The organism is Hymenobacter wooponensis (assembly GCF_004745865.1).
In the GTDB taxonomy this organism is placed as follows: Bacteria; Bacteroidota; Bacteroidia; order Cytophagales; family Hymenobacteraceae; genus Hymenobacter; species Hymenobacter wooponensis.
This window is the reverse complement of the sequence record NZ_SRKZ01000003.1, coordinates 460,006-486,142: the sequence shown is the minus strand read 5'-3', so window position 1 is coordinate 486,142 and position 26,137 is coordinate 460,006. Positions and strand designations below refer to the sequence as shown.

24 protein-coding genes are annotated in these 26,137 nt (G+C 53.0%); 14 read left to right on the top strand and 10 right to left on the bottom strand.

Going from position 1 to position 26,137, the window contains the following annotated elements:
• Nucleotides 1-234: 234 nt before the first annotated feature.
• On the top strand, nt 235-1,263 hold the full coding sequence (gene fbp, locus EU557_RS12365) for a class 1 fructose-bisphosphatase (RefSeq protein ID WP_135530758.1): 1,029 nt from the start codon (nt 235-237) through the stop codon (nt 1,261-1,263).
• 81 nt (nt 1,264-1,344) lie between these two features.
• Here fbp and EU557_RS12360 read toward each other — a convergent pair whose 3' ends face one another.
• From EU557_RS12360 to yihA, 3 genes are all read right to left on the bottom strand, one after another.
• Nucleotides 1,345-1,917: a DUF5606 family protein gene (locus EU557_RS12360; RefSeq protein WP_135530757.1), complete on the bottom strand. Its 573-nt coding sequence runs from the start codon at nt 1,915-1,917 to the stop codon at nt 1,345-1,347.
• Between the two features lie 59 nt (nt 1,918-1,976).
• Complete coding sequence (locus EU557_RS12355) at nt 1,977-2,405, bottom strand: energy transducer TonB (RefSeq protein ID WP_135530756.1); 429 nt, start codon at nt 2,403-2,405, stop codon at nt 1,977-1,979.
• A 62-nt stretch (nt 2,406-2,467) separates the two neighbouring features.
• On the bottom strand, nt 2,468-3,085 hold the full coding sequence (yihA, locus tag EU557_RS12350; protein ID WP_135530755.1) for a ribosome biogenesis GTP-binding protein YihA/YsxC: 618 nt from the start codon (nt 3,083-3,085) through the stop codon (nt 2,468-2,470).
• A 499-nt stretch (nt 3,086-3,584) separates the two neighbouring features.
• Between yihA and EU557_RS12345 the strand changes: the two genes are divergently transcribed.
• The 4 genes from EU557_RS12345 to EU557_RS12330 all read left to right on the top strand — a co-directional run bounded on the left by EU557_RS12345 (nt 3,585) and on the right by EU557_RS12330 (nt 8,197).
• Nucleotides 3,585-5,807 (top strand): OmpA family protein, encoded by a 2,223-nt coding sequence (locus tag EU557_RS12345; protein WP_135530754.1) that lies wholly within the window; start codon nt 3,585-3,587, stop codon nt 5,805-5,807.
• Nucleotides 5,808-5,936: 129 nt separating this feature from the next.
• Complete coding sequence (gene ubiE / locus EU557_RS12340; protein WP_135530753.1) at nt 5,937-6,665, top strand: bifunctional demethylmenaquinone methyltransferase/2-methoxy-6-polyprenyl-1,4-benzoquinol methylase UbiE; 729 nt, start codon at nt 5,937-5,939, stop codon at nt 6,663-6,665.
• Nucleotides 6,614-7,432 carry a type IX secretion/gliding motility protein PorT/SprT gene (gene porT / locus EU557_RS12335; protein WP_135530752.1) on the top strand — a complete coding sequence of 273 codons (819 nt, stop codon included), beginning with the start codon at nt 6,614-6,616 and terminating at the stop codon, nt 7,430-7,432. The genes ubiE and porT overlap by 52 nt, the downstream gene beginning before the upstream one ends.
• 15 nt (nt 7,433-7,447) lie before the next feature.
• The gene (locus tag EU557_RS12330; protein ID WP_135530751.1) at nt 7,448-8,197 is read left to right on the top strand and encodes an SDR family NAD(P)-dependent oxidoreductase; all 750 of its coding nucleotides are present in this window, start codon (nt 7,448-7,450) and stop codon (nt 8,195-8,197) included.
• Nucleotides 8,198-8,266: 69 nt separating this feature from the next.
• Here EU557_RS12330 and EU557_RS12325 read toward each other — a convergent pair whose 3' ends face one another.
• Nucleotides 8,267-8,923, bottom strand: coding sequence for an alpha/beta hydrolase (locus tag EU557_RS12325; RefSeq protein ID WP_135530750.1), 657 nt, complete (start codon nt 8,921-8,923; stop codon nt 8,267-8,269).
• Between the two features lie 168 nt (nt 8,924-9,091).
• Nucleotides 9,092-9,586: a cytidine deaminase gene (gene cdd, locus EU557_RS12320; protein WP_135530749.1), complete on the bottom strand. Its 495-nt coding sequence runs from the start codon at nt 9,584-9,586 to the stop codon at nt 9,092-9,094.
• 205 nt (nt 9,587-9,791) lie between these two features.
• On the opposite strand from cdd, the gene EU557_RS12315 reads away from it, so the two are divergent.
• On the top strand, nt 9,792-11,177 hold the full coding sequence (locus EU557_RS12315) for a saccharopine dehydrogenase C-terminal domain-containing protein (RefSeq protein ID WP_135530748.1): 1,386 nt from the start codon (nt 9,792-9,794) through the stop codon (nt 11,175-11,177).
• 560 nt (nt 11,178-11,737) lie between these two features.
• On the opposite strand, the gene EU557_RS12310 is transcribed toward EU557_RS12315, so the two are convergent.
• The 5 genes from EU557_RS12310 to aroQ all read right to left on the bottom strand — a co-directional run bounded on the left by EU557_RS12310 (nt 11,738) and on the right by aroQ (nt 15,420).
• Entirely contained in the window at nt 11,738-12,460 is a 723-nt protein-coding gene (locus EU557_RS12310; protein WP_135530747.1) for a tRNA1(Val) (adenine(37)-N6)-methyltransferase, read from the bottom strand.
• A gap of 22 nt (nt 12,461-12,482) precedes the next feature.
• On the bottom strand, nt 12,483-12,950 hold the full coding sequence (gene rnhA / locus EU557_RS12305; RefSeq protein WP_135530746.1) for a ribonuclease HI: 468 nt from the start codon (nt 12,948-12,950) through the stop codon (nt 12,483-12,485).
• Between the two features lie 89 nt (nt 12,951-13,039).
• Complete coding sequence (locus EU557_RS12300; RefSeq protein WP_135530745.1) at nt 13,040-13,600, bottom strand: MarC family protein; 561 nt, start codon at nt 13,598-13,600, stop codon at nt 13,040-13,042.
• A gap of 93 nt (nt 13,601-13,693) precedes the next feature.
• The gene (locus tag EU557_RS12295; RefSeq protein WP_135530744.1) at nt 13,694-14,761 is read right to left on the bottom strand and encodes an aminotransferase class V-fold PLP-dependent enzyme; all 1,068 of its coding nucleotides are present in this window, start codon (nt 14,759-14,761) and stop codon (nt 13,694-13,696) included.
• Nucleotides 14,762-14,973: 212 nt separating this feature from the next.
• On the bottom strand, nt 14,974-15,420 hold the full coding sequence (aroQ, locus tag EU557_RS12290; protein WP_135530743.1) for a type II 3-dehydroquinate dehydratase: 447 nt from the start codon (nt 15,418-15,420) through the stop codon (nt 14,974-14,976).
• Nucleotides 15,421-15,537: 117 nt separating this feature from the next.
• Between aroQ and xerD the strand changes: the two genes are divergently transcribed.
• The 8 genes from xerD (at nt 15,538) to EU557_RS12250 (ending at nt 26,075) form a co-directional block, all read left to right on the top strand.
• Entirely contained in the window at nt 15,538-16,440 is a 903-nt protein-coding gene (gene xerD, locus EU557_RS12285; protein ID WP_135530742.1) for a site-specific tyrosine recombinase XerD, read from the top strand.
• A gap of 299 nt (nt 16,441-16,739) precedes the next feature.
• Nucleotides 16,740-19,763: an FtsK/SpoIIIE family DNA translocase gene (locus EU557_RS12280; protein WP_135530741.1), complete on the top strand. Its 3,024-nt coding sequence runs from the start codon at nt 16,740-16,742 to the stop codon at nt 19,761-19,763.
• 105 nt (nt 19,764-19,868) lie between these two features.
• Nucleotides 19,869-20,513, top strand: a complete 645-nt coding sequence (gene lolA1 / locus EU557_RS12275; protein ID WP_135530740.1) for an outer membrane lipoprotein periplasmic chaperone LolA1 — start codon at nt 19,869-19,871, stop codon at nt 20,511-20,513.
• A 181-nt stretch (nt 20,514-20,694) separates the two neighbouring features.
• The gene (locus EU557_RS12270) at nt 20,695-21,996 is read left to right on the top strand and encodes a DUF2851 family protein (RefSeq protein WP_135530739.1); all 1,302 of its coding nucleotides are present in this window, start codon (nt 20,695-20,697) and stop codon (nt 21,994-21,996) included.
• Nucleotides 21,993-23,267: a hypothetical protein gene (locus EU557_RS12265; RefSeq protein ID WP_135530738.1), complete on the top strand. Its 1,275-nt coding sequence runs from the start codon at nt 21,993-21,995 to the stop codon at nt 23,265-23,267. Before EU557_RS12270 ends, EU557_RS12265 begins: the two co-directional genes overlap by 4 nt.
• Nucleotides 23,268-23,351: 84 nt before the next feature.
• On the top strand, nt 23,352-23,984 hold the full coding sequence (locus EU557_RS12260) for a NeuD/PglB/VioB family sugar acetyltransferase (protein WP_135530737.1): 633 nt from the start codon (nt 23,352-23,354) through the stop codon (nt 23,982-23,984).
• 84 nt (nt 23,985-24,068) lie between these two features.
• Nucleotides 24,069-25,022 carry an oxygen-dependent tRNA uridine(34) hydroxylase TrhO gene (gene trhO, locus EU557_RS12255; RefSeq protein ID WP_135530736.1) on the top strand — a complete coding sequence of 318 codons (954 nt, stop codon included), beginning with the start codon at nt 24,069-24,071 and terminating at the stop codon, nt 25,020-25,022.
• 180 nt (nt 25,023-25,202) lie between these two features.
• A complete protein-coding gene (locus tag EU557_RS12250) occupies nt 25,203-26,075 on the top strand; it encodes a nucleoside phosphorylase (protein WP_135530735.1) in 873 nt (290 codons plus the stop codon).
• Nucleotides 26,076-26,137 lie beyond the last annotated feature (62 nt).

The window sequence follows — 26,137 nt, the reverse complement described above, 5'->3', positions numbered from 1 at the left end:
GCGTACAACTATCCAGCACTATAGTGGCCGCGCTCCGTACTTCGCGGCGGGTTCCTATAGCCTGATAACTGTACAATAATTTAGCTAGGCCACTATGCACCTCGTATGTTATGGGCAGCGTAACTGAGGATAAGCCGTAAACTAGGTGAAGGTGCTCCCGACTTACCCTTTGCCAAAGCCCGCCAGAAAAGACTAATTTTGAGCACCCACCACCCGCACACATTTCATTTCCCTATGAATCAACACGACAAACTGGCGTTGCCCGTTGGCACCACTCTGGACCGCTTCATCATGCGTAAGCAGGAGGACTTTCCGTATGCTACCGGAGAGCTTTCTCAATTGCTGCGCGATATCGCTCTGGCAGCCAAAATCGTGAACCGAGAAATCAATCGCTCTGGCCTGATTGATATTGCGGGTGCCTATGGCAACCGCAACGTGCAGGGCGAAGACCAGCAGAAGCTTGATGTTATTGCCAACATTCGTTTTATCCGGGCCTTGCGCAACGGTGGGGAAGTGTGCACCATTATCTCAGAGGAAGATGAAGATGTAATCCAGACCGGCAATGTACAGGGTAAGTACGTGGTGGCCATCGACCCCCTGGATGGCTCTTCGAACATTGACGTTAACGTAAGCATCGGAACTATCTTCAGTATTTACCGCCGGGTATCGCCTACGGGAAGTGAAGGTACCAGCCAAGATTTTCTGCAGCCTGGTACCCATCAGGTAGCTGCCGGCTATGTAATATATGGCTCCAGCACCATGATGGTCTACACCACGGGCAATGGCGTAAACGGCTTCACTTATGAGCCTTCGCTGGGTGAATTCTTCCTCTCACACCCCAATATTCAAACGCCTAAGACGGGGGCTATCTATTCTATTAATGAAGGTAGCTCGGAGTCCTTCTCCGAAGGAATGAAAGCGTTTGTGGCCTATTGCAAAGAGCAGAGCTACTCTGCACGCTATATCGGCTCCTTGGTAGCAGACTTTCACCGCAACCTCTTGAAGGGTGGTATTTATATGTATCCGCCCACGGCCAAGGCGCCTAATGGTAAGCTGCGCCTCATGTACGAGTGCAACCCATTGGCCTTCATTGTTGAGCAGGCCGGCGGCAAATCCAGCAGTGGCCGCCGTCGCACCATGGAAATCGAGCCCAAGGAAATGCACGAGCGTTGCCCTCTGTTTATTGGCTCACCCGAGCTAGTTGAAAAAGCAGAGGAGTTCTTGGCCCGCGAACATGCCAACGAGACAGCAGTAAACGGCTAGGCCACTACTCCTTATAGTACATAAAAGAAGAAGGCTCTCGATGCATCGGGAGCCTTCTTCTTTTATGTAGCATTGAAAAAGCTATTCAGCCTTTTTGCTGGTTTTCTTGCTTGCTTTGGGAGTAGCTGCTTCTGGGTTGCCAGCTGCATTGCTTTCCTCAGTAGCCGGAATAATGCCAGCAGTGCTCATAGCTTCGTCGCTAGCCGGCGTGCTTTCTTCTTGAGTAGTTTCTTCCTCAGCGGCGTCATCAGCGGCGGGTGCCTGATATTCCAGCGTGCTGCTAACAGCCCGGTACCAAGTCACCAGTTTCTTGATGTCGGACATGTATACCCGGTCGCGGTCATAGTCCGGAATGATTTCGCCCATAAAGGCGGTCAGGTCCCGGTCGTCAGACTTATTGCTTAAGGGTAGATCAGCTCCGTACTTCTGATGAATACGGTCGAATACTTCCGTCAGGGGTACCGTCTGGTCGTAATCCTGGGTATAAATAGAAATCTCGTGGAGCAGCGATACCTTATTGCGGGCCGAGGCTACCGAACGGGTGGCTTTAGCATCCAGAGTTTCAATAATAACGCCAGCGCGGGTGGGCTTTAGCAGGCGGTACAGACCGGGCATTCCGCTGATAGCGGCAACTTCCTTCAGGTCGTAAGGCATAGGAAAAAACAGTTGTTGAAAGTGCTAAGGTACGCAGTAGCAGCTGCCGGAACGAGGTGCTACAGTTTGAACGTAATGGGCAGGCTGGTTAGGATGGCGTAATCGGGCTTTTTAAACTTAAGCAGGCGTACCACGCGCAAAGCCTCTTCGCCGCAGCCACCACCAATGCCCTTCACCAATTTAATGCCGCTCAGGGTGCCATCGGTGTTCAGCGTGAAGCTCACGATGCACTGCCCCTGAATACGGTTGCGCTTGGCCAGAATGGGATATTTCAGTTCCTGATATATGAAGTTATACATGGCGTCTTGGCCACCTTCATAGTATTCAGCTACGGGAATTGCTTTTGGGGCATGAGCCGGAGCGTCCTGCTCTGGCGCGGCTTCCGGGGCAGGAGCATCGGTTTTGGCCGGCACCTTGGTTTTCTGTGCCATAGCCGGCGCCGAAAGGGCTAGCAGGCCAATACCCAATAGGAGGGGGAGTTTTTTCATGTAAATACAAAGAAACTGATGAAGTGTCTATGACGACTACTAAGGCAATTACAAGGCCAAATTTACGTATTTGACGCTTCTTCAGCCAGTTGGCGGTTTACTTCTTCGATAAAGTTGAGCACCTCATCGCGGCCCGTTTTTTCCTCGGCCGAGGTTAGAAAGTGGCGCGGTACCTCATCCCAAGTTTCCTCCATCTTTCGTAGGTAGTCCACAACATTTTGTTGAGCCCTCGAACCTGAAAGCTTATCTGCTTTAGTAAATACCATTACAAATGGAATGCCGCCTGCACCTAACGTTTCCATAAAATCAAGATCAACGGCTTGTGGTGGGTGCCGTGCATCTAGTAAAACAAAAACGCATGCCAGATTTTCTCTTTTATGTAAATAATAATTAATCATTCGGCCCCATTTCACACGAGACTCTTTGCTAACTTTTGCATATCCATAACCGGGTAAATCTACCAGGTACCATTCATTATTAATGAGGAAATGATTGATCAGCTGAGTTTTACCGGGTAAAGAAGAAGTTTTGGCTAACCCCTTTTGCCCAGTAAGCATATTGATCAAAGAAGATTTGCCCACATTAGAACGTCCAATAAAGGCGTATTCCGGAATGGTAGGGGCAGGGCATTGCTCCACGCGGGAGTTGCTCATCAGAAATTTCGCTTCCCGAATAATCATAAGCGGCAGAGTGATAAGCGGCAAAGGTAGCCATTTAGCCGGGCCGTTTACGGCATAATTTTTTTGTGAAAAACCTTGCTATTTAAGATGCACGGCTATATTTGCGCGATTCTATTTGAGCAATCGGAGCCTCAACTAATGAAAAAGATTACTTCTAAAGTGATGATTTAGGTTTCATTAATAGGATGTGATAAAGGCCGTATTATAAAATTTCTATCTTTGGCCGCAAATTGACTGTAATTAAGAATAGACGAGCCGCGGTATTTAAAGTAGTTTCTATGTAAAACTATCGGCATAATCCATAAAATTGCTTTAAACAGCTTAACCCTGGCATCTATTTTCAGTATAAGAGGCAACTCATGAAAATCGTCGTTAACAACGACAGACGATCTTCAACAACTCTCCCTTGCAACTCCTTATTTCCCTAAACCCTCCTACAATGGACAACTTAGTCAGAAGGTTATTAAAAGCCTCGTGTGCGCTTGCGCTAACGGCGGCTGTGGCCCAACCTGCCCTGGCCCAAAGCACGCGTAAACAGCTTAAAACTGCTAATAAGTACTTTGATCAGGAGAACTACCGGGCTTCTATTCCTTTCTACGAACAAGTATTGGCCAAGGAGCCAAACAATGCACTAGCGCTGTTCCGGGCTGGTATTGCATATATGTCTTTTGATAAGGAAAAGGCTAGTGACTATATCTATAAAGCTCAAAAGCTAAAACCGAAGGTTGCTAAGGATGTAGAATATTGGCTGGGCCGTGTAGATCACCTGAACTACAACTTTGATGAAGCTATTCAGCATTTTCAGGCTTATAATACTACGCTGAAGCAAAAAGATACTCGTAAAAAGGATCTGGCTCAGTTGATTCAGCACAGCAAAAACGCGAAAGTGCAATTCAACAGCCCTAAGGATATCTTTGTAAAGAACCTGGGTCCAACTATCAACACGCAGTACTCTGAGCACAGCCCTGTTATCTCGAATGATGACAAGATGTTGCTGTTTACTTCACGTGGTGAAAACGTAACAGGCGCTGGTAGCACTAACTCCAAGGACAAAGGAAACGTAGCTGCCGACGGTGAATACTACGAAGACATCTTTGAAGCAAAGCGTATTGACGAGGACGAATGGGAAAAGCCCCGTTCGCTGAGTGGCGCGCTGAACGGTAAAGGCCATGACGCTTCCATCCAGGTGTTCGACAACGATACCAAGATGTTGATGTATCGTCAGGATGAGAATGGTGACATTTTCTATTCGGAGCGTTCAGGAGGTGATTGGACCGAGCCTAAGAAGCTGAACGGCAATATCAACTCAAAAGCGTACGAATCGGATGCTTATATCACCCCCGATGGAAAGACTATTTACTTCTCAACGGGTAAATACTCCGAGGACGGTACGCTCGATATTTACTACTCTACTCGTCAGCCAGGTGGCGACTGGGGACCTGCTAAGTCGCTAGGTGGTGCTATTAATACGCAGTATGATGATGACAGCCCTTATTTGAGCCGCGATGGTAAAACCCTGTACTTTGCTTCGCGTGGCCACAACACTATGGGTGGCTACGACATCTTCAAATCTGATTGGGACTCGGTAGGCAACAAGTGGGGCCGTCCGGAGAACATGGGCTACCCCATCAACACTCCTGACGATGATACCTACTATCGTCTCAGCCCAGACGGCAGCTATGCGTATCTGTCGTCGTACCGGATTGGTGGTTATGGTGAGAAAGACATTTACACCATCAACTACATTAAGAACGCCATCATTCGTGGTAAGGTGTTCAGCAAGCGCGATAGCAGCACTGTAATTCCGGGTGTTGAACTGGTATTCAGTGGCACCCAGGCTGATAAAACAGCTCTGAGCTACCGTGATGTAACCAAGCCCGGCACCGGCGACTACCAAGTAAATGTGCTTTCGGGCCGTACGTACCAAGTTGCAGTGTCGAAGGATGGCAAGAACATTGAAACGCAAGAATTTGCTGTTCCAATTTCTACCAACGACTCCACGGTAGTAGAAAAGAACTTCTATGTTGACTACATCGATACGACGTCGATGCTGGCTTCGCAGTTCAAGAAAATCTACTTCGATACCGACAAGTATAACCTGCGGCCAGAGTCTATTCAAGAGTTGAACAACATCTCTAACATCCTGAAGGCTAACCCTGGAATTAATATCTCCATCGAAGGTCACTGCGACTCACGCAACACTGACGAGTATAACATTGTACTGGGCCAGAACCGTGCTAACGCTTCCTACAACTACCTGAAAAAAGCGGGTATTGCCGAAACGCGCATGGTAACTGTTAGCTATGGTGAGCGTCGTCCGGCTGCTCCAAATGATTCTCCTGAGAACATGCAGCTGAACCGTCGCGTAGAGTTCCGTGTGATCTTGAAGGAAGGTGAAACTATGCCTCAGTTCAACACAGGCACGGGAACAGGTACAGGAACTGGCACCGGCACAACTGGCGCAACGGGTACGGGTACTTCGGGTAGCTCTAGCAGCTCAACCCGCACCACTGTTCCGCTCGAGCCAGGTAAGAGCAAAGCAAAGCTGCCCGATGGCACCAAGGTTAAAACCAAGGTGGATGAAGACAGCGATAAAGTGAAAGTGAAAACTAAAGGCGCTAACGACGAGAAGAGCAAGACTGTAACCAAAGAGGGTACAATCGACTCGAAAGTAAAAGAGGCCGATGGTTCGAAGACCAAAGTGAAGACTGACAACGACTAATCGTCTTGTGGTCAAGCTGAAAACGGGTCGGGCACAATGCCCGACCCGTTTTTTTTCAACATAATGCCGGGGTTGGCGTTATGATGAAGCAATTTTGCCCTTGTTTTGCCGTTCTTCGCAATAAGCATTATGGCCGTAGTACCCTACAAAGACGACACCGCCGGCAAGAAGTCGCAGGTGGCGCACATGTTTAACAGCATTGCTGGTAAGTACGATTTCCTAAACCACTTTCTAAGTGCAGGTACCGATATCTACTGGCGCCGCAAGGCTGTGAGTGAGCTTAAGCAGCTTCGCCCGGCCCGTATTCTGGACATTGCAACGGGTACGGCCGATTTTGCCATTGAAACACTGCGAGCGGCTGCACCAGATGCCAAAGTAACTGGCGTAGATATCTCGGAGGGCATGCTGGACGTAGGTCGTCGTAAACTGGAAGCCAAAGGCTTGAGTAACCGAATTAAGCTAGAACTAGGAGACTCGGAGAATCTGCCATTTGCGGATAATGAGTTTGACGCAGTTACGGCTTCATTCGGTGTACGCAACTTCGAAAACCTTGAGAAAGGGTTGACGGAAATGCGGAGAGTACTGCGCCCCGGTGGCAAACTTGTGGTACTGGAGTTTTCTAAGCCCACGGCATTTCCGCTTAAACAGGCCTACAATTTCTACTTCCGGCAAATTCTGCCGGTGTTTGGTAAACTGATTTCAAAAGACAATTCCGCCTACACCTACCTGCCCGAATCGGTGCAGGCATTTCCGGATGGCCCTGACTTTTTGGCCATTCTGCGTAAGGTTGGCTTTACCTCTCCTGCATGGCAACCCCTCACGTTCGGCATCAGCTCCATTTACACCGCACAAAAGTAGGCCGGCTTGGCTTATTGCTACTTGCCGCAGCTACTCTTCCATTTGCCGCTCAAGCGCAGAAGAAGAGTAGGAGTAGCGCCAGTCGTGGCAGAAACGGGCAAGTTAAATCCGTAACGGTGGAGAACTTGCCTGGCTACGATAGCCGCCCGTTGCACCTAGGCCTCTACATTGCGCCCAATTTCTCGCGCTTTAACATTGAGCAGTCGCCAGCCTATTTCAGCCAAGGTGTTTCCGCTAACTCCATGATCAGCCCGGGGCTGTCAGTTGGTTTTCTGGGAGACTTCCGCATTACGGACTATCTGAGCTTAAACTTTGCGCCGGGCGTGAGTTTCATGACGCGCCGCGTAGAGTTTAAGGAGCTCGGTTATTCACCTCAGGAGTCGGAAGATCCGGAGCCCGGAAAGATTGTCAACCAAGAAATAGCCAGCACCCAGGTAGATCTGCCGTTGCTGCTAAAGCTAAAATCGGAGCGCCGGCGCAACACGCGCGTGTATATAGTAGGAGGGGTGAAACCTAACTTCAATATTGGTAATCGTCGGAAAGACCCGGAAGTGAATTTGCTGCAGGCGGCTAACTCGGATGTAGCTATCGAGTATGGGGTAGGCCTAGACCTGTTCTACCCATTCTTCAAGTTTTCACCGGAGCTGCGTTTCTCCCACGGCTTACGTAATCTATACACCCCAGCAGGCGATGTATACAGCCGCAGCCTACAAAGTATGAAAACTAATACCGTGACCTTGTACCTGAACATCTGGTCAGGACGCTAATCAGAGAGTTATTAAATGACTAAAACCGCATTTATTACGGGAGCTTCTTCGGGCATTGGCCGCGCCACAGCCATTGCATTAGGTCAGGCCGGTTTTAAGCTGGTGCTGACGGGGCGCCGTCGTGAGCGACTGGAGGAGCTAGCGCAGGAGCTATCTACCGTGCCTACGCACCTCCTCACGTTTGATGTGCGTGACAGGCAGGCAGTGGAAGCCGCCGTGCAAAGCTTGCCTGCAGAGTTTCAAGATATTGATGTGCTTATTAACAACGCTGGCAACGCTCATGGCCTAGCGCCAATCCAAGACGGTGACCCACAGGACTGGGACGACATGATGGACGGTAACGTGAAGGGGCTGCTGTATGTGAGCAAGGCCGTGTTGCCGAGCATGACTCGCCGCAACGTAGGCCACATCATCAATATTGGCTCTATTGCAGGGCACGAAACGTACGCCAATGGGAATGTGTATTGCGCTTCTAAAGCAGCCGTAGCAGCCCTCACGAAAGGCATGCGCTTGGATTTGCTGCCTCACAACATTCGAGTGGCCGAAGTAAATCCTGGGGCAGTAGAAACGGAATTTTCTCAGGTTCGCTTTAAAGGTGATAATGCCCGCGCTGCTAGCGTATATCAAGGGTTTGAGCCGCTTAAGGCAGAGGATATAGCTGAACTAATACAATTTATGGTTACGCGCCCAGCGCACGTGAACATCGCGGAAGTGTTGATTTTGCCTGCTGCTCAAGCTGCAGCCACCGTAATCAAGAAATCATAGCATTTTGCACCAACCTACAAAGCAAAAGCCTCACTACTATAGTGAGGCTTTTGCTTTGTTGTAAGCCGGTTAAAGGCCCGCTAGGCCACGTAAAACTGGCGCACTTAGCGTGTGCTTGCCCGCAAAAGAGAGTACCTGAGGCTCCACACCTAGCTTACGAAGAAAGTCGCGTTGTTGCTCTACATGTTCCGGCTTGATAAACTCGTCTTCGTCACCGCAAACGAGGGTGACAGGCAGCTTATGCAAAAGATGGGTTGCCACCGTGAAATCCATATCGGGTGGAAAAGCGCCGGCCCATAAAATAAGGTGCACGGGTCGGAAATGCGCCCGTGACAACCACCGACTGACGGTAGCAGCACCCTGGGAGAACCCCAGTACCGTTACCTGCACCAGCGGGGAAGCTTCTGACAGCACTGCCTCTGCTAGCTGGTTTAGATACCCCACGTAATCATCAATCTCTGTGAGGCGGTCTTCGCGCGTCATCCAGGTGGCCCCAATCCGGCCTCCTGTGCCTTGCAGGTAAAAGCGGGAGAGTCCTTCAGGAGCTACGACTACCAGTTGTGGGTCAGCTTCGGTGAGGTGAGCGAAGTGCCGAATGAAATAAGCAGCTAACTGCCCATAGCCATGGCACACAAACCAGACCCGGCGCGTGTCTGCCGATAAGGTGCCCAACTGATAATAGCGGGCCGTGCGGGTAACAGGCAGATGGTTTTCCTGAACAGGCATCAGTAGAGAGTTAACTATAAAAGAGCCCCTGCTTCTGAGGGCAGAGCAACATCCTGGAGCAACAAACCTGGCCTAATAGGGGCTGGTTTGATGATAGCAGAATGTTGCTCTGCCCTCAGAGGCAGGGGCTATTGTGTTTGGACGTGAGCAAGATACTCACATCAGCGTTTAGGCTTTTGCCTCGGGCAGATCGTCGGGAGTGAAGCCGAAGGGGAGCAGGTCGGCAAGTGACTGGAAGCGGTAAATGCTTCCGTCGGGGCCTGGAAGCAGGAGCGGAATAGCTTGTTTCTGGCGGTGCTCATACTCAGCCATTACTTGGCGGCAAGCGCCGCAGGAAGTCACCGCCACGAAGTCGCCCTGAGCGGGGCGAGCGGCTACTGCCATTCCCACAATGTGGCGTTCGGGCTGCGAGGCGGCCAGTCCAAAGAGAGCCGTACGCTCGGCACACAAGCCCGAGGGGAAAGCAGCATTTTCCTGGTTGGTGCCCCGAAAGATAGTGCCGTCATCCAACAACAGAGCGGCGCCAACGTGAAAGTGGGAGTAGGGCGCGTAGGAGTGGTCAGTAGCAGCGCGTGCAGCTTGCCAAGTTGCCAGTTCGGCCGGGGTGAGGTCAGCCTCGGTGGCTACCTCAACAGTAATCGTTAAGTTTAAGGGATGGGCCATCTAGGGGCGGGAAAGCGTTCCGTGACCGAATAGCGGCCCCGGGGTGTGGAAAGGGGCGGTGAATGTACTACAATTTTGACACTTTTAATCGAGGCATTCAGACAATCAACAAGCAGCTCACGATGGTTGATAGTTTTTCCGATTATTGAAGCATAACTGCAAATCTGTATAGCTTGCAGAGTTCCATCCCACCCACTACCTGCTTATGTCTACTCGTCTGTTGTTGCTGGGCGCCGGTCGTTCGGCGTCTTCACTTATTAACTACCTGCTTCGGTACGCCCCTCTGGAAGGATGGCAGGTAACAGTAGGGGATGTAAACCCAGCACATTTAGAACCTGTTTTGGCCGCGCATACCGAGTACGCCCGAGCCGTTACCTTCGATATTCAAAACGAAGCCCGATTGGAAGAGCTGGTTCAGGAAGCAGACGTAGTTATTTCTATGCTGCCCGCACTTTTCCATCCAGTTGTTGCCCGTATGTGCGTGCAGCATAAGCGCCATTTGGCTACGGCTAGTTACGTGAGCGAGGCCATTCGAGAACTAGACCTTGACGCGCAGCAAGCGGGGATTACCCTGCTGATGGAATGTGGCCTAGACCCAGGGCTGGATCATATGTCGGCCATGCAGGTTATTGACGATGTGCGGGCCCGGGGTGGACGAATCACCAGCTTCAAGTCGTACTGCGGTGGGCTGATGGCCCCCGATTCAGAGGGCGACAATCCCTGGAAGTACAAGTTTACCTGGAACCCGCGGAATGTGGTGTTAGCTGGGCAGGGCACTGCCAAGTATAAGCAGAACGGACAGCTGCGCTTCATCCCATACCAGCAGCTCTTCGTGCAAACGGAAGACATAACGGTTCCTGAGCATGGGCTGTTTGAGGGCTATGCTAATCGTGACTCCTTAGGCTACCGGGCACCCTATGGCCTAGAGGATATTCCAACCATTTTACGCGGCACGCTACGGCGGCCAGGCTATTGCAGTGCCTGGGGTGCGCTGGTACGGTTAGGCCTTACGGATGACTCAGGGCCATTAGGCAACCCCGCTACTATGACGTGGAAACAGCTGGTAAGCTCTTATCTGCCAGTGTACCCAGACCCACAATGGTCAGTTGCGGCCCTTACTGCCAAGCACCTAGGCCTAGCGCATAACTCACCGGAGATGCAACGCCTGATCTGGCTCGGTCTGTTTACGGATGAGCCTGTGGGGTTGGCGAATGCCACTCCGGCTCAACTCTTGGAACATCTGCTCACCCGAAAGTGGCAACTAGAGCCTACTGACCGTGACATGATTGTGATGCAGCACCTGTTTGAGTACGAGCTAGGGGAGGAACTGTACTACCGTACATCGTCGCTGGTGGTACTTGGTGACGACAGCACGCATACGGCTATGGCAAAAACCGTAGGCCTGCCGCTGGGGATGGCCGTGCGTCGCTTAGCGCGAGGAGAAGGTCAGCAGCGCGGAGTTGTTATTCCCACTCAGGCTACCCTCTACGAGCCCATATTGACCGAACTCGCCGAGGATTATGCCATTCGGTTTAAAGAAGAGGAACATCATTATGGCAAGGAAATGCTAGCCGGCGAAAGCAGAAAATAAAAGCCTACCTAATGATGCAGTGGCAGGTGCTCAGCCGGCAGTTAGCCGAACTGGGTTGATGGCGGTTGCTCCTGCTTTGGTTGTTGCCAGGCCTAGCACCAGTTCGGGCTCTGGTTTTGGCAGCCATTAGCTAACTAGCGCATCGGGCTGTTCCTGTGGCCGTGGCTACTATGCTTGCCAGTGCCCGTCGGCAGCCCTCGGATCTAGAATTCCTGCAATCTGCTGCTTCGCTGTACCTCCGAGGAACTATGTTGGGATAGTTGGTCTCCTATTTTGGAAATATTTTCTCTTTTTGAGTAAATGATATAACATTTAGATGTACTTTTACCTAAAGCTATTTAAGTGTGTGATATAGTATCTCTCCTGAATTATTCGTGGAGTCTCTAAAACTATCATACTCTGACACTGTAATACGGTCTTTCAAAAAGCTGATTTTCGTTCTAAACACCTATTGCACAAGAGCCGCGCCTAAAGGTGCGGCTCTTTCATTTTATGCAAATGGCTTCATATCGTGAACAGACAGTTGAAGAGGTTAACAATCAGCTTAATAGCTACTCCAGTTACAATGCTAAATAGAACTGACCTAATAGATTCTGAAATTGCTTTGAATACACTTCAGTGGCTGCTTCATGTAGAAATAGCTCCTGAACATCAAGAGCAGCCGCTGTCTTCGAGAAGGATGTAATGTGACGTAGTGGCTTGCTACCCGGCCGGTGATGCATGACCATTCGAGAAATAGGATAGAGCCCCGCTTGAGAGGCAGCACGCTCGAAGTGCTGCATTTCAGGTAGGGGAAGCAACACCGTTAGGTGGCCTAGTGGATGGAGAAACTCAGCTGCAAAGTTGGCTAGCTCCTGAAAGGTTAGCGAATCGGGGGCAGTATGGCGAGCCGTAGTGCGTTGGGCGTCAGGGGAGCGTAGGGAATGTCGAAAGAAAGGCGGATTGCAGATAATATGGTCGAAGGCTGCGGGATTGGTGGCAGCAAACTGGCCTAGCGACATCGCGTGCACCGTAAGCCGATTCCTCCACGGACTGCTACGGAAGTTACCTGCGGCCTGGGCCGCAGCGGCAGTGTCAAGCTCTACGGCTTCAATACAGGCTGTGGGGTTGCGCTGAGCGGCCATGAGCGCCAGTAAGCCAGTACCCGTCCCAATATCCAAAATATGTTGCGCTGCCGTCAGGTCAGCTACCGCGCCCAGCACGCAGGCATCGGTGCTTACCTTCATAGCACACTCGCCCTGCTCTATCCGAAACTGCTTAAACTGGAAGTAGGAGTTAGCCACGCTCAATCAGCTGCATACTGGCCTAGGCGCGCTTGGCCTCCAGCATTTCATATCCCTCGTCAATGAGCAGGGGGCCGTGTACCGCGCTGCGTACAGCCAGCTGGTCGCAACGCTCATTTTCGGGGTGGCCGTTGTGGCCGCGTACCCAGCGGAATTGTACGTTGCGCTGGCGGTACACCTTCACAAAGCGGCGCCAGAGGTCTTCATTCGCCTTCTTACCAAAATCCGGCTTGTTGATCCAGCCAAACACCCACTTCTTTTCCACGGCATCAACCACATACTTAGAGTCGGTGACGACGGTAATGGGCAACTCCGGGCGCGTGATAGATTCTAGGCCTATGATCACGGCCAGCAACTCCATACGATTGTTGGTGGTGAGGCGGAAGCCTTGGGTTAGTTCTTTTTCATGCTGACCAAAGCGCAGAATAGCGCCGTAGCCGCCCGGACCCGGATTCCCCCGTGAGGAGCCATCGGTGAATAGGTAAATCAAAGGGTGATGCTTGTTAGGAGGTTGTTGCTTGTTGATAGTTGTCTATTGTGACGTGAATAACCAATCAACAACCAACAATCAGCCTCCATTTAAAAGTTAGATTTAAAAAGCTTGATGGCAATAGCCAGCAGGATCACGCCAAACACGCGGCGCAAAATATCTTCACCGGCTTTGCCCAGCTTGCGCTCAATCCAGGCACTGCTTTTTAGCACCAGATACACAAAGAGCAAGTTCACGAGCACACCCGCCAGCACGTTGGGCAGCTGGTAAGCCGCCCGCAACGACAAGAGCGTCGTCATGGTGCCGGCTCCCACAATCAGCGGAAACGCCAGCGGTACAATGGAGCCTGATGCCGCCAACGGGTTGTGCCGAAACAGCTCGATGCCCAGAATCATCTCCATGCCAATCAGGAAAATGATAATGGCGCCAGCAAGGGCAAACGACTGGAAGTCAACGCCAAAAAGGGAGAGGATGCTCTGGCCTAGAAACAGAAAAACCACCATCAGAACGCCCGCTACCAGTGTGGCTTTCTCGGAGTGAATCTTGCCCTCGCGCTGCCGAATTTGAATGATAATCGGGATGGAACCCAAAATATCAATCACGGCGAAAAGCGTGAGCGTGACGGATGCTATTTCTTTGAGGCTGAACATAACAATGAGTGAGTAAGTGAATGAGTGATAGAGTATTGAGGGTAACGCTAGATATTTTCCTCATTTACTCTATCACTCATTCACTCATTGATTTCAGGCAAATTCTCTAGCAAAGAACTGCACCAGCTGCTCAAAAGCCGCATCGGGGATGGCGGGGAAGTTCGCAATGCGCAGGGTAGTTGGTTTCCAAGTACCGTAGCCGCTGCCCAGCTGGAGCCCTTGCGAGAGGGCCCGCCGCTTTACCTCGTCAATGAGCGGCGCTGGTGCTTGCAAGCCAATAACCGTGGTAGAACGGGTCTCGGGGTTCTGCACCATGGGTGTGAGCTGGGTGGCCTGATCGAAGTAATCGTAGAGCTTGGTGGCGCGGTCCTGTAGGTGCTGATGCGTGACTTTGATGCCCGGCCGGTCGTGGAGGGTACGGCTCAGTAGGTAGATACCCAGTACGTTGGGCGTGTGAGTAGTCTGGAAGTTGAGCATCTTCTCGTACTGGGCCGTGAGCGAGTTGTAGTGGCTGCGCTCATTGATTTTGCGGAACCGCTCTACCGCCCGCGGAGACAGGAGCATTACGGAGAGGCCGGCGGGCTGCCCGAAGCACTTCTGCACCGAAGCGTACCAGATATCGGCCTTGATATATTTCAGCTGAATGCCGGCCAGCGACGAAGTGGCATCAACGGCCAGCAGCGTGTTGCCGGGCAAGCGGTTATATATGTTTAGGATAACACCATCGCGGAGCTGCGTGGCATTGCTGGTCTCGTTTTGCGTGATGCAAACTAGGTCAGTCTGCTCGTCTAGGCCAGGTAGGTTGTTCGCATCGGGCACTTCATCGAGGCCAAACTTGATACCTGTGCTGTTAGGGCGCAGGGCCTTGGCGTAGTCAAACCACTTCTCTCCGAAAGCACCGCTGTAGAGGTGAAGGCTTTTGTTGGGCGTTAGGCTCTGGGCCAGTACTTCCCAGCACTCCGTGGCCGAGCTCATGAAGAACACGGTGTAGTCCTGGGGAACATTGAGTTTGTTTTTCAGCTCAGTGACCGTCTGGCGCATGAGCTGCACAAACCGCTCGCCGCGGTGTTGGGCCGACAGCCACCCTTCGTCAAACGCATCCTGAAGGTATTGGCGCACCTGTGGGTACACCTGCGAAGGGCCGGGATTGAATGTATACATATAGGTGAAGGAGCTAGGAAACGGGAAATACAAAGGTAGAAACAGAAAAACAGCGCACAGGAGAAATACTCCCTAAGGGGCCGCTATCCTACCCAAAACAAGACAACCAGCTGCCTTCAAAACCGGGCAGCCGAGGTGCCTAAACGTACGTAGGGCCAGACTTCGTCAGAAGAGCAGAATTTTTTATCCGGCTGAACCCGCGCTTCGCCAGGCTATATTTTAAAGCCTACTCGCTTGGGGCGAAGGCCATCGAAGTAATGCAGCGCCAAGCGGTAGCTGTCGAGCTTAAACCCACTTATGTTGCCGACGCAGTTGCGGCCGATGAGACTTTTTTGCCGGAACTCCTCGCGGGCGTGCAGGTTGCTTAGGTGCACCTCTACTACAGGAGTAGCAATGGCCGCAATGGCATCGGCGAGGGCTACGCTGGTATGGGTATAGCCGCCGGCGTTGAGCACAATGCCGTGGTAGGTGAAGCCTACTTCGTGCAGCTTGTCAAGTAGTTCGCCTTCGTGGTTGCTTTGGAAGTAGGTCAGTTCAAACTGCGGAAAGGCCTCTTGCAGCTCAGGCAGGTAGTCTTCGAAGGAGCGGGTGCCATAGATGCCCGGCTCGCGCCGACCAAGCAGGTTAAGGTTAGGACCGTTGAGCAGGAGGATTTGCATAGCGTGAGGGGGAAATGTAGCGTAAGCTTTAGCTTGCGTCGTGGCAGGAAGTACTTCGTCACCGCCGTGCGCAGCTACGCACGGCGCAAGCTAAAGCTTACGCTACATTTTTCGTCTATGTCTACCTGGCCCGTTGCCATCAAACAGTTTGAAGGGTATCTCCAACTGGAAAAGTCCCTTTCGGGCAACTCCGTGGAGGCCTATGTGCGCGACGTGAGCAAACTGCACCAGTACCTGCAACTGGAAAAGCTGCCCGCCTCGCCCCAGCAGGTTACCACCCGCATCCTGCGCGACTTTCTGACCTGGCTAGGTGGCTTAGGAATGTCGGCTACCTCCCAAGCCCGCACCCTGTCCGGCATTAAAGCCTTTTATAGCTTCCTGATTATGGAAGATATGCTGGCCCTGGACCCCACCGATACGCTGGAAGCTCCTAAAACGGGCCGTAAGCTCCCCGACACGCTGAGCTACCCCGAGATTGAACAGCTACTAGATGCTATTGACCTGAGCACCCCCGAAGGTACCCGCAACCGGGCCATCCTGGAGGTTCTCTATAGCTCCGGCTTGCGCGTGAGTGAGCTCACTGACCTGCGGCTCTCCAACCTCTACGCTGACCAGGGCTTTGTGCGCGTGACCGGCAAGGGCAATAAGGAGCGCTTGGTGCCCATTGGGCGCGATGCGCTCAAGCACCTGGGGTTTTACCTGCAAGGTATTCGGGCCCACCTCGACATAAAGCCCGGCAACGAGGATATTGTGTTCCTCAACAAGCGCGGCACCAAGCTTTCCCGTGTGATGGTGTTCAACATTATCAAGGCAACCGCCGATAAAGCTGGCGTGCGCAAGAGCATCAGCCCGCACACCTTCCGGCACAGTTTTGCCACTCACCTTATCGAAGGTGGGGCCGACTTACGTGCCGTGCAGGAGATGCTAGGCCACGAAAGCATCACCACTACCGAAATCTATACTCACCTCGACCGCGACTACCTGCGCCAAGTGATTACGGAGTTCCATCCCCGGAGCTAGTGCTACTGGAGTGGCCTAGTATTGGGTTGCTAGGCCACTCCTGGGGTGTGTTGCCAAGCTAGGCTCGCTGTGTGATCTAGGGCAGTAAGCTGCAACGGTTAAGGCCCTGGCCTAGCTGGTTTGGCGAATGCTCATTACATAAACACCGGGAGTAGGGGAGGAGCGGAGACATAGGGCAACTGCGTAATTTATAGACAGAATTATATTCTTATTATAGTCAACAGTAACTCAGATAGTCAGAGTCTAGGATACTCATAACTCAATGCAATTGCCTAGATTTGGTGCTTTGGTGCGTGAGAATGGCTAAAAATACCTACAAGCAACAACCCAACGCGGCCCCGAGCCGCGCCAACGAGCCCCGACCGACTGAACCGCGTACCCCGCGTAACCAGTCGAGGCCGGCTGCCGCTGAACCCATACGCGAAACCCGCCGCAACGAGCCGAAAGGCACGGCTGCGCCCAAACCACCGCGCCAGCCCATCAAGCTGCCCTCCATCCGGTTGGGCGGCGTGTTTGGCTTTCTGCGCGACCGGCGCTTCCAGCTGTTTCTGGGCTTCTTCTTCCTGCTTTCTTCTATCTACCTGACCATTGCCTTCTTGTCGTTTCTCTTCACGGGGCACGCTGATCAGAGTGTAGTTGAAACCTTGGGCAGTACTCCGGCGCAAGCGGCCGGCCAGGAAACCGGCAACTGGTTAGGCCTGGTAGGCGCCGTCTTTGCCCAAGCCCTGATTTACAAAGGGTTTGGGGTGGCGGCCTTCGCAGTAGTGCCCATCGTGTTCTTCCTGGGCTATAAGATCGTGTTCCGCCGCGCGGGGCTATCCATCAGTTACGTGCTGAGCCTGTGCTTATTCACGATGCTGTGGCTGAGCGTGCTGCTGGGCTACGTGGTTCTGACGATTCAGGCCCCCGATGCCGACCCCACGCTGGCGCACCGCTTAGATTTTCTGTGCGGGGGCATTGGCTATGAAACTGCTCTGTGGCTCAACAACCTTATTGGTTGGGGCACGGTGCTGCTGCTGGCCTTTGCACTGATTTCCTTCGTGGTATTCTTCTTCAACGTGACTAGCCTTAACCTCAATCTGCGCCGCAGTGGAGTGGAAAGTGAGGAAGAAACCGCAGCAGATGCATCGCCCTTTGGTCGTCCTGAGCCCGCTGGTAACCGCGCGGCGTATGCGCCCATCAGCGAGCCAGAAGAGGAGAAAGAAGATGACTCTCTTGGGATTACGCTCAAGAGAGTTGGTCCGCTGGCGGCTCCGCAGCCGCAGCCAGCACCGGCTCCAGTTGATTTTGCTGAAGACGACGAGGAGGAAGAGTATCAGCCTGAGCCAGTCCGCACGGGCTCGGTTGTGCCATCGGGCCCTTCCTTTAGCGTAGCAACACCCACGGCTGCTGCAGCCGCTACGGTTGCAGCTGGTGGCCTAGCCGCCGGCGCGGCCGCCATGCCCCTAACGGTTGCGTCGGCTGCTGCCGGTACTGTTGCAGCGTCGTCGGTGACGCCAGCGCCCGTTGCGGCCGGCCCGAGCTTCTCCTTCGAGGCCCCGGTAGCGGAAGCCCCCGCAGTGGCTCCGGTAAGCTCTAGCATTCCAACGCCGCTGTCGTTGGCTGACCTTGCTGATGACAACACGCCATTGCCTGCACCAGCGCCGGCCCCAGTTATCCCCGTGGCCGTTGCACCAGTTTCATCGGTAAGCAGCGGGTTGTCGTTTGAAGTGGAGGACGCTACTTCACATGAGCTAGACCCCTCGGCGGGTGCCGATATGGCCGTTATTGCGGAGGAGGAAGAGGATGCCGAAGTGATGCCCACCGGCGACTATGACCCCACCCTGGACCTGCCACGCTACCAGTACCCTACTTTGGAGCTGCTCAACGACTACGGTGTAGCCAAAGCTCAGGTAACTAAGGAGGAACTGGAGGCTAACAAGGACCGCATTGTAGAAACCCTAGGCCACTACGGTATCAACATTGCGAGCATCAAGGCCACCATCGGCCCAACCGTGACGCTGTATGAAATTGTGCCTGATGCTGGGGTGCGTATTTCCAAGATCAAGAGCCTAGAGGACGACATTGCCCTGAGCCTCGCGGCCTTGGGTATTCGTATCATTGCGCCAATTCCAGGTAAGGGCACTATTGGTATTGAAGTACCAAATGCCAAGAAGGAAATGGTGAGCATTCGGTCGGTGTTTAACACCGAGAAGTTCATCAACAGCGAAATGGATCTGCCCATTGCCTTTGGGCGCACCATCACCAATGAGGTGTTTGTGGTGGATCTGGCGAAAATGCCTCACTTGCTAATGGCCGGTGCTACGGGTCAGGGTAAATCGGTAGGTCTGAATGTGATTCTGGCCTCACTCCTGTACAAGCGCCACCCCTCGCAGCTGAAGTTTGTGCTGGTCGATCCGAAGAAGGTAGAACTGAGCATTTTCAACAAGATTGAGCGCCACTTCCTGGCTAAACTCCCCGATACTGATGAGCCCATCATCACCGACACCAAGAAGGTAGTTAACACGCTTAACTCCCTCTGTATGGAGATGGACCGGCGCTACGACCTACTCAAGGATGCCGGCTGCCGCAACCTCAAGGAGTATAACCGGAAGTTTATTGAGCGTCGTCTCAACCCTAAAAAGGGCCACCGCTACATGCCCTTTATTGTGCTGGTGATTGACGAGTTGGCTGACTTGATGATGACGGCGGGCAAAGAGGTAGAAACACCCATTGCCCGTTTGGCCCAGTTGGCCCGGGCTATTGGTATTCACCTGATTGTGGCCACCCAGCGCCCTTCAGTAAACGTTATTACTGGTATCATCAAGGCTAACTTCCCCTGCCGGATTTCCTTTAAAGTGACATCGAAGATTGACTCCCGGACTATCCTTGATGCCGGTGGGGCTGATCAGCTAGTCGGCCAAGGTGACATGCTTATCTCGCAGGGCTCCGACATGATTCGGGTGCAGTGCGCCTTTATCGACACGCCCGAAGTTGACCACTTGTGTGACTATATTGGCGAGCAGCAGGGCTACCCCGACGCTTACCACCTACCTGAAGTGGTAGGTGAAAGCGGTAGCGGCAACGGCGACATGGAGGACATGGACCCTGCCCAGCGCGACTCTATGTTTGAGGAAGCCGCCCGGGTTATCGTTACGCACCAGCAAGGCAGTACCTCGTTGCTGCAGCGCCGCCTGAAGCTGGGGTACAACCGCGCCGGCCGCCTTATTGACCAGCTAGAACATGCCGGTATTGTAGGGCCTTTTGAAGGTAGCAAAGCCCGGGAGGTTTTAATTCCGGATGAATATAGTTTGGAACAGTTGTTGAATACTCTGCCAAAATAGCCCGTAGTACTGCACTAAGTGAGACTTTATTCGGGGTTCAGTTGTTTAAACTTTGCGTCCCGACGTACGTCTTAACGCGCACTACTTCACACACCTCTTTTTGAAATGAAAAAATATCTCGCTCTGCTCGCCTTATCGGTATCGGTCTCGACGGCTGCCTCGGCGCAACAAGACCCCAAAGCCGGTAAGATCCTCGACCAGATGAGTGCGAAATACCAGGCCATGAAGGCTTTCAAGGCCTCATTTACCCAAACGTTGGAAAATGATGCAGCCAAGGTGAAGGAAAACCTGAGCGGCGACATTACCGTGAGCGGTCAGAAGTTCCGTCTGAAAATGAGTGGCCAGGAAGTAATTAACAATGGCCAAACCATGTGGACGTACATGAAGGCTGAGAATGAGGTAAACATCTCAGATTACGACCCGGAAGATCAGGAGATTTCACCTTCTCAGATCTATACGCTCTACAAGAAAGGGTACAAGTACTCGTATGTGGAGGAAGCCAAAGATGGTGGTGAAGCAGTTGATGTAATTGAGCTGGCTCCGGAAGACCGTTCGAACCCCGTGTTTAAAGTGCGGTTGAAGGTTAGCAAAGCAGACAAGTCAGTGAAAAGCTGGCAGATGTTCAAGAAGAACGGCAACCGCTATACCTATCGAATCAGTAAGTTTCAGCCTAACCCGCCGGTTGATGCTACCACCTTCAGCTTTGATAAGACGAAGTACAAAGGCGTTAAGGTAATTGACCTTCGCTAGGCCACATTCGCCAAGATATAACAGCCCGCCTCTGCCGCTAGCAGGGGCGGGCTGCTTGTTTGTAGGTTCTTTTGTGTGAAACAGAGGTAGTTAAGTTCTTAGCAATTTGCCCTTGGATAAGAATTAGGATTATATTTACTCTGACGAGCTGTCGGTAAGCTGTTATTGTTACTTGATTGATATGAAAGAGGACTTTTTACACTATGTATGGCAGCATCAATATTTTGATAAAACTCAGTTAGTGACTGAGGACGGACAGTCACTAACTATTATGCGTCCGGGCTTTCGTCACACGGATGCTGGCCCTGACTTCCCTAATGCGCGGCTGCAACTGGGAGAGGTAGAGTGGAATGGCGCGGTAGAAATTCATCTCAAGGCCTCTGACTGGTACCGCCACCAGCACCAACAAGACCCCAAGTACGACCAGGTAATTTTGCACGTGGTACACACCGCCGACCAGCCCGTGTACCGCACCGATGGTAGCTTGGTGCCCGTGCTAGAATTGACCTCCCGGTTGCCCGCCGGCTTGCTATTGGCTTACAAGCGTCTGCTGGAACAGCAAAATGAGCCAGCCTTGCCCTGCGGTGCCTTGCTAGGCCAGGTGTCAGAGCTTACCCGCACCTTGATGTTGGACCGGGTACTACTGGAACGGGTAGAGCAGAAAGCCGACCTGATAACCGCTTTATATGAAACACTAGGCCAGGACTGGGAAGCCACCACGTGGCATGCGCTGGCGGCGGCATTTGGCTTTCAGAAGAACAGCGAACCACTGAGCCGGCTAGCCAAAGCATTGCCTTTAAGTATTCTGCGCCGGCACCGTCACGATGTACGTCAGCTAGCTGCACTAGTCTTTGGCCAAGCTGGGTTCCTCGTTGAGCAGGAGAATACCAGCCATGATCTTTATATCCGGGACTTGCAGCAGGAGTTTGCGTTTCTCAGGCACAAGTACAACTTGGCCGGGACTGGCCTAGCCCTTCACGACTGGAACTTCCTGCGCCTGCGACCTGCCAATTTCCCAACGGTGCGGCTCGCTCAGCTTGTAGGCCTGCTTCATGCCCGCCCCACGCTGTTCGATGCCTTATTCACGGCTGTTGACGTGCCCGCGCTCGAGCAGTTTTTCACAACTCCGGTGCCAGAGTATTGGCTCAATCACTACCGGCCCGGTAAGCCCGGTAAGGTGCCCGCATTAGGCCGGAGTAGTGTGCACCTGCTCATCACCAATGTGGTGGTGCCGCTACGGGTGGCCTACGCCCGCCACATCGGCAGCGCCGATTTGGTGGAAGCCTCCGTAGCTTTGCTAGAACAGTTGCCCGCGGAGCACAACCATATCACGGACCTCTACGATGCGCTGGGTTTCCGACACCGTACCGCCGCCGATTCTCAGGCGCTGCTGGCATTGCACCGTGGCTACTGCACGCCCCGTCGCTGCCTGCACTGCAGTATCGGGAGCCGCCTTGTTCAACCTAAGCTAGTAACGCGTTGAAAATCTTGTTGGCCATTGTGCTGAATGTTGCGTTGCTGTGGGTGGTGAGGTACTGGCTGATACGTCTGCGCCGCATCCCGCAGCTGGGCGACTGGGTGCTGCCAACGTTCCTTCTGAAAGGATTCTCGACTGGTTTGTCGGTGGTGTTACTGAGCGGTGACTCACGCTACTTCATGTTATGGGCGCAACGCATGACCGCTCAACTATGGGAACAGCCCGTAGCGTGGGTCCATATGCTTACCCAAGATGAGTTCCATTTTGGTGGGTGGCACTTGGTGTTTCATGGCTTCTCCAACACCTTCTTCCTCATGAAGGTGATTTCAATGCTGAACTTGGCATCGATGGGAAATGTGTGGCTAAACTCGTGTTACCTGTCATTATTCAGCTTTTGGGGGAGTTGGGAACTGGTGCGCATGTTGCGCCATATTTGGTCTACTACTGTGGCGCGGGGCGCAGTTGGTGGGTTTCTATTGTGGCCAACTATCGTCTACTGGACGTCTGGCTTAACCAAGGAGAGTCTGCTGGTGGGTAGTGGGGCCTTAGTGGTAGCCATTGTGCTGCAGCTTTGCTACGGTGAAAGGTTCAAGACTGGCCGGCTGCTTGTGGTGCTGGCAATAGTGGCGGGGCTTCACTTTAAAATGCGCTTCTTTTCAGCGGCCGCGTTGCTAGGCGTTATGAGTGGCCTAGGCCTCATCAGGGTGGTGCAGAAGCTGGGCGGGGCCCAGCGCTGGATAACGCAAGTAGCGTTGCTGCTGGCAGTGTTGGCAGGTGGAGTGTGGGCCGCAAGTGAGATTAGCCCAGCTTTCCGGCTCAATAAATTCACGAGTCAGCTGCAGCGCAATTACTCAGAGCTACTTCAGTCTTCCCTTAACCGGCCCCACCTAGAGTACCCTACACTTGCGCCCACTACGGAGAGTGTATTGCAGAATGCCCCTCGAGCAATTGCCAACGTGCTCACTTACCCGCGCCCGTGGGAAGGGGGTGGCTTTCTCTATGTAATTGCAGGTCTCGAAAACGTGCTGCTGCTAGGGCTGTTGCTGGTAGCGGTGGCCAGCCTGACGGAACGGCAGCGCGGACTACTGCCTTTTGCCGTGGTGCTGTGTTTGCTAGTGTACTGCCTCCTGCTGGCAGCGCTGCTAGGCCTCACCACCCCTAACCTTGGCACCCTAAGCCGCTATCGGGTATCTTTTTTGCCGTTTCTGCTGTTGGTGGTCTTGCAAAACAGCTACGTAGCTCGCCTGCAGCGGCGCCTCGAGCCCGACAATGTATAACCAATAGGGTACAACCATCCGGCAACCCGTATCTTTGCCTTTTGAAATAAACTGCCGGCCTGCTTGGGGCCGTTTTTCGATTCTATGGAAAACCCCGTAATCATTCTGGGTGCGCAAGCCGTTGGTACGGCCGCACTGGATGCCTTTCAGAGCAACGACGTAGTCATTTACTGTATGCTTGATGACGATGCCAAGCTGCAGAATACTGAACTGAATGATGTGCCCGTGATGGGCAACACCGACGATAAAGAACTGCTCAAACTGTTGGGCAAGAAATGCGAAGTATTTGTAGCTACCGAGGACACGGCTAGCCGCCGTAGCCTCACCAATATGCTGCGCGAGGAGTACGAAGTGGCTCCCGTCAATGCCATTCATGAGCGGGCCAGCGTGTCGCCGCACGCCTGGCTAGGCCATGGCAATCTCATTGGTCCTAACGCTGTGGTGGCCGGCACGGCTAAGCTCGGCGACGGGTGCATTGTGGGCGCCAATGCTGTAGTAGATGTGAAAGCCGAACTTGGTGATTTTGCCCAACTTGGCGCCGGGGCAATCCTTAATGCCGAAGTGACGGTAGGAGAGCTGGCCTTTATTGGGGCTGGTGCCGTGGTGGTAGCTGGCGTGAAAATTGGGGCTAAAGCACGCGTTGGAGCTGGCTCAGTAGTAGTAGCAAATGTTCCCGCCAATCAAACTGTTTTCGGTAACCCTGCGCAAAAAGTTTAATTATCAGTGAACAAAGAGCAGTGAACATGGCGCTACAGCCAGACAGAGCTTGTTCACTGCTCATTGCTACTTGCTCATTACCATATGGACTACCTCGTTCTGCTGTACTATTGCTACACGCCCATCGAGAATCCCGAGCAATTTCGGGAGGAGCACCACCGGTTGTGTCTGCGTCTAAACCTGCTGGGCCGCATCATTGTGGCGTCCGAAGGGCTGAATGGCACCGTCTCCGGCCGGCGTGCCGACTGTGAGGAATACATGCGCCTGGTAAAGGCCGACCCACGCTTTGCGGCGCTAGAGTTCAAGGTGGAGGAAGCTCCTGCTCATACATTCCAGAAGCTACACGTGCGCGTGAAGCCAGAGATTGTGCACGTAGGCCTGCCCCACATCAAGCCGTATGAGCGCACTGGTATCCATCTGTCGCCTGAGGAGTTCCGCGACCTGAAAGACCAGGAAGATGTAGTAGTGCTGGATGTGCGGTCTGACTATGAGCACCAGCTCGGCCGCTTCAAGAACGCCGTTACGCTCGATATTGAGAACTTCCGGGAGTTTCCGGAAAAAGTAGAGGAGCTGGAACAGTACAAGGACAAAAAGATCCTCACGTATTGCACCGGTGGCATCAAGTGCGAGAAGGCCAGCGCCTTCCTGCTGGAGCAGGGCTTCGAGAACGTGTACCAGCTGCACGGTGGTATTATTAAGTATGGCCTAGAGGCTGGAGGCGAAGACTTTGAAGGGAAATGCTATGTGTTTGATGGCCGCGTGGCCGTTGATGTAAACAGCGTCAACCCCACCATCATCAGCAACTGCCACCACTGCCACACGCCCTCCGACCGCATGGTGAACTGCGCCAACCCGCACTGCAACGCCCACGTACCCTTGTGCGAGGCTTGCGCTGAGCAGTTGGACGGGGCCTGCTCCACTACCTGCCAGGAGCACCCCGACAAGCGACCTTACGACGGCACTGGCACGTATCCGAAACTCAGCAACAACTATAATCCCGAGCAAGGGTTACTGTCGTACCGGGCGCCAGCCCGCTAACGTTTACCTAGCCTACTCCGCATCATCCTGCTGAAGGAAGAAGTAGCTGCTACTGAAGCCCCAGACAACTTCTGGCGCTAGTAGGAGTAAGCTTTCTTTCCTTGGCAGGATGATGGTGGTTTCTAGGCCACTCAATTTTGTTTTCTGTACCATTCACCTTCCTTTCAAAAATCCCCTTTTATGGCCATCCCTGACTCCGAACTGATTCTCAATAAAGACGGCAGCATTTACCACCTGAATCTGCTGCCTGACCACATTTCGGACACTATCATTACCGTGGGTGACCCAGATCGGGTGCCGTCGGTGAGCCAGCATTTCGATTCAATTGAAACTGTAATCCAGAAGCGCGAATTTGTCACGCATGTGGGCTACTACCGCGGCAAGCGCCTAACGGTTATTAGCACCGGTATGGGCACCGACAATATTGACATTCTGCTCAATGAGTTGGATGCCTTGGTAAACATCGATTTTGTTACGCGGGAGCCTAGGTCGCTGGAAGAGCGCATTAACCTGCGCATTATTCGGGTGGGCACGAGCGGTGCCCTGCAAGCCGATATCCCCGTGGGTTCCCACCTTGTAACGGAGCACGCCGTGGGTCTTGACTCGCTGATGCAGTTTTATCCGCTTGTGGAGACTGGCCTAGAAGTGGAGGTTGCACGTGAGATTCAGCAGAGCCTGCAACTCGACTACCGCCCGTACTGCGTGCGCGGCTCTGACCTGCTTCGCGAGCAGCTGGGTGCTGGCATGATAGCCGGTAACACGCTCACTTGCCCCGGCTTCTATGGTCCGCAGGGCCGCGTACTGCGCCTCGATCTGCGCCTGCCCACTCTCATTCAGCAGTTTCAGCAATTCCGCCACCAGAGTGCCGAGGGGGAGTTCCGCCTCACTAACTTCGAGATGGAAACGGCTGGCTACTATGCACTAGGACGTATGCTAGGCCATGAGGTAGTTTCCCTCAACGCTATTGTAGCAAACCGTGCTTCGGGTGAGTTTGCGACTAATTCAGAAGCGGTAATAAACGACCTGATTGCCAAAACTCTGGCTCGGGTGTAAGATTTGTGCTGGCTCTAGGCCACCCAAAGCTATCTGAGCGGTAGATAAAGACGCGAGGGTCC

Excerpts from the sequence above, each read along its gene's own strand:
- yihA (WP_135530755.1), bottom strand. The coding sequence starts at position 3,085 with ATGATTATTCGGGAAGCGAAATTTCTGATGAGCAACTCCCGCGTGGAG.
- EU557_RS12270 (WP_135530739.1), top strand. The coding sequence starts at position 20,695 with ATGAAAGAGGACTTTTTACACTATGTATGGCAGCATCAATATTTTGAT.
- porT (WP_135530752.1), top strand. The coding sequence starts at position 6,614 with ATGGCAACCCCTCACGTTCGGCATCAGCTCCATTTACACCGCACAAAA.
- EU557_RS12295 (WP_135530744.1), bottom strand. The coding sequence starts at position 14,761 with ATGTATACATTCAATCCCGGCCCTTCGCAGGTGTACCCACAGGTGCGC.
- EU557_RS12300 (WP_135530745.1), bottom strand. The coding sequence starts at position 13,600 with ATGTTCAGCCTCAAAGAAATAGCATCCGTCACGCTCACGCTTTTCGCC.
- EU557_RS12315 (WP_135530748.1), top strand. The coding sequence starts at position 9,792 with ATGTCTACTCGTCTGTTGTTGCTGGGCGCCGGTCGTTCGGCGTCTTCA.
- EU557_RS12325 (WP_135530750.1), bottom strand. The coding sequence starts at position 8,923 with ATGCCTGTTCAGGAAAACCATCTGCCTGTTACCCGCACGGCCCGCTAT.
- xerD (WP_135530742.1), top strand. The coding sequence starts at position 15,538 with ATGTCTACCTGGCCCGTTGCCATCAAACAGTTTGAAGGGTATCTCCAA.
- fbp (WP_135530758.1), top strand. The coding sequence starts at position 235 with ATGAATCAACACGACAAACTGGCGTTGCCCGTTGGCACCACTCTGGAC.
- ubiE (WP_135530753.1), top strand. The coding sequence starts at position 5,937 with ATGGCCGTAGTACCCTACAAAGACGACACCGCCGGCAAGAAGTCGCAG.
- EU557_RS12355 (WP_135530756.1), bottom strand. The coding sequence starts at position 2,405 with ATGAAAAAACTCCCCCTCCTATTGGGTATTGGCCTGCTAGCCCTTTCG.
- EU557_RS12260 (WP_135530737.1), top strand. The coding sequence starts at position 23,352 with ATGGAAAACCCCGTAATCATTCTGGGTGCGCAAGCCGTTGGTACGGCC.
- EU557_RS12280 (WP_135530741.1), top strand. The coding sequence starts at position 16,740 with ATGGCTAAAAATACCTACAAGCAACAACCCAACGCGGCCCCGAGCCGC.
- lolA1 (WP_135530740.1), top strand. The coding sequence starts at position 19,869 with ATGAAAAAATATCTCGCTCTGCTCGCCTTATCGGTATCGGTCTCGACG.
- EU557_RS12360 (WP_135530757.1), bottom strand. The coding sequence starts at position 1,917 with ATGCCTTACGACCTGAAGGAAGTTGCCGCTATCAGCGGAATGCCCGGT.
- aroQ (WP_135530743.1), bottom strand. The coding sequence starts at position 15,420 with ATGCAAATCCTCCTGCTCAACGGTCCTAACCTTAACCTGCTTGGTCGG.
- cdd (WP_135530749.1), bottom strand. The coding sequence starts at position 9,586 with ATGGCCCATCCCTTAAACTTAACGATTACTGTTGAGGTAGCCACCGAG.
- EU557_RS12330 (WP_135530751.1), top strand. The coding sequence starts at position 7,448 with ATGACTAAAACCGCATTTATTACGGGAGCTTCTTCGGGCATTGGCCGC.
- trhO (WP_135530736.1), top strand. The coding sequence starts at position 24,069 with ATGGACTACCTCGTTCTGCTGTACTATTGCTACACGCCCATCGAGAAT.
- EU557_RS12250 (WP_135530735.1), top strand. The coding sequence starts at position 25,203 with ATGGCCATCCCTGACTCCGAACTGATTCTCAATAAAGACGGCAGCATT.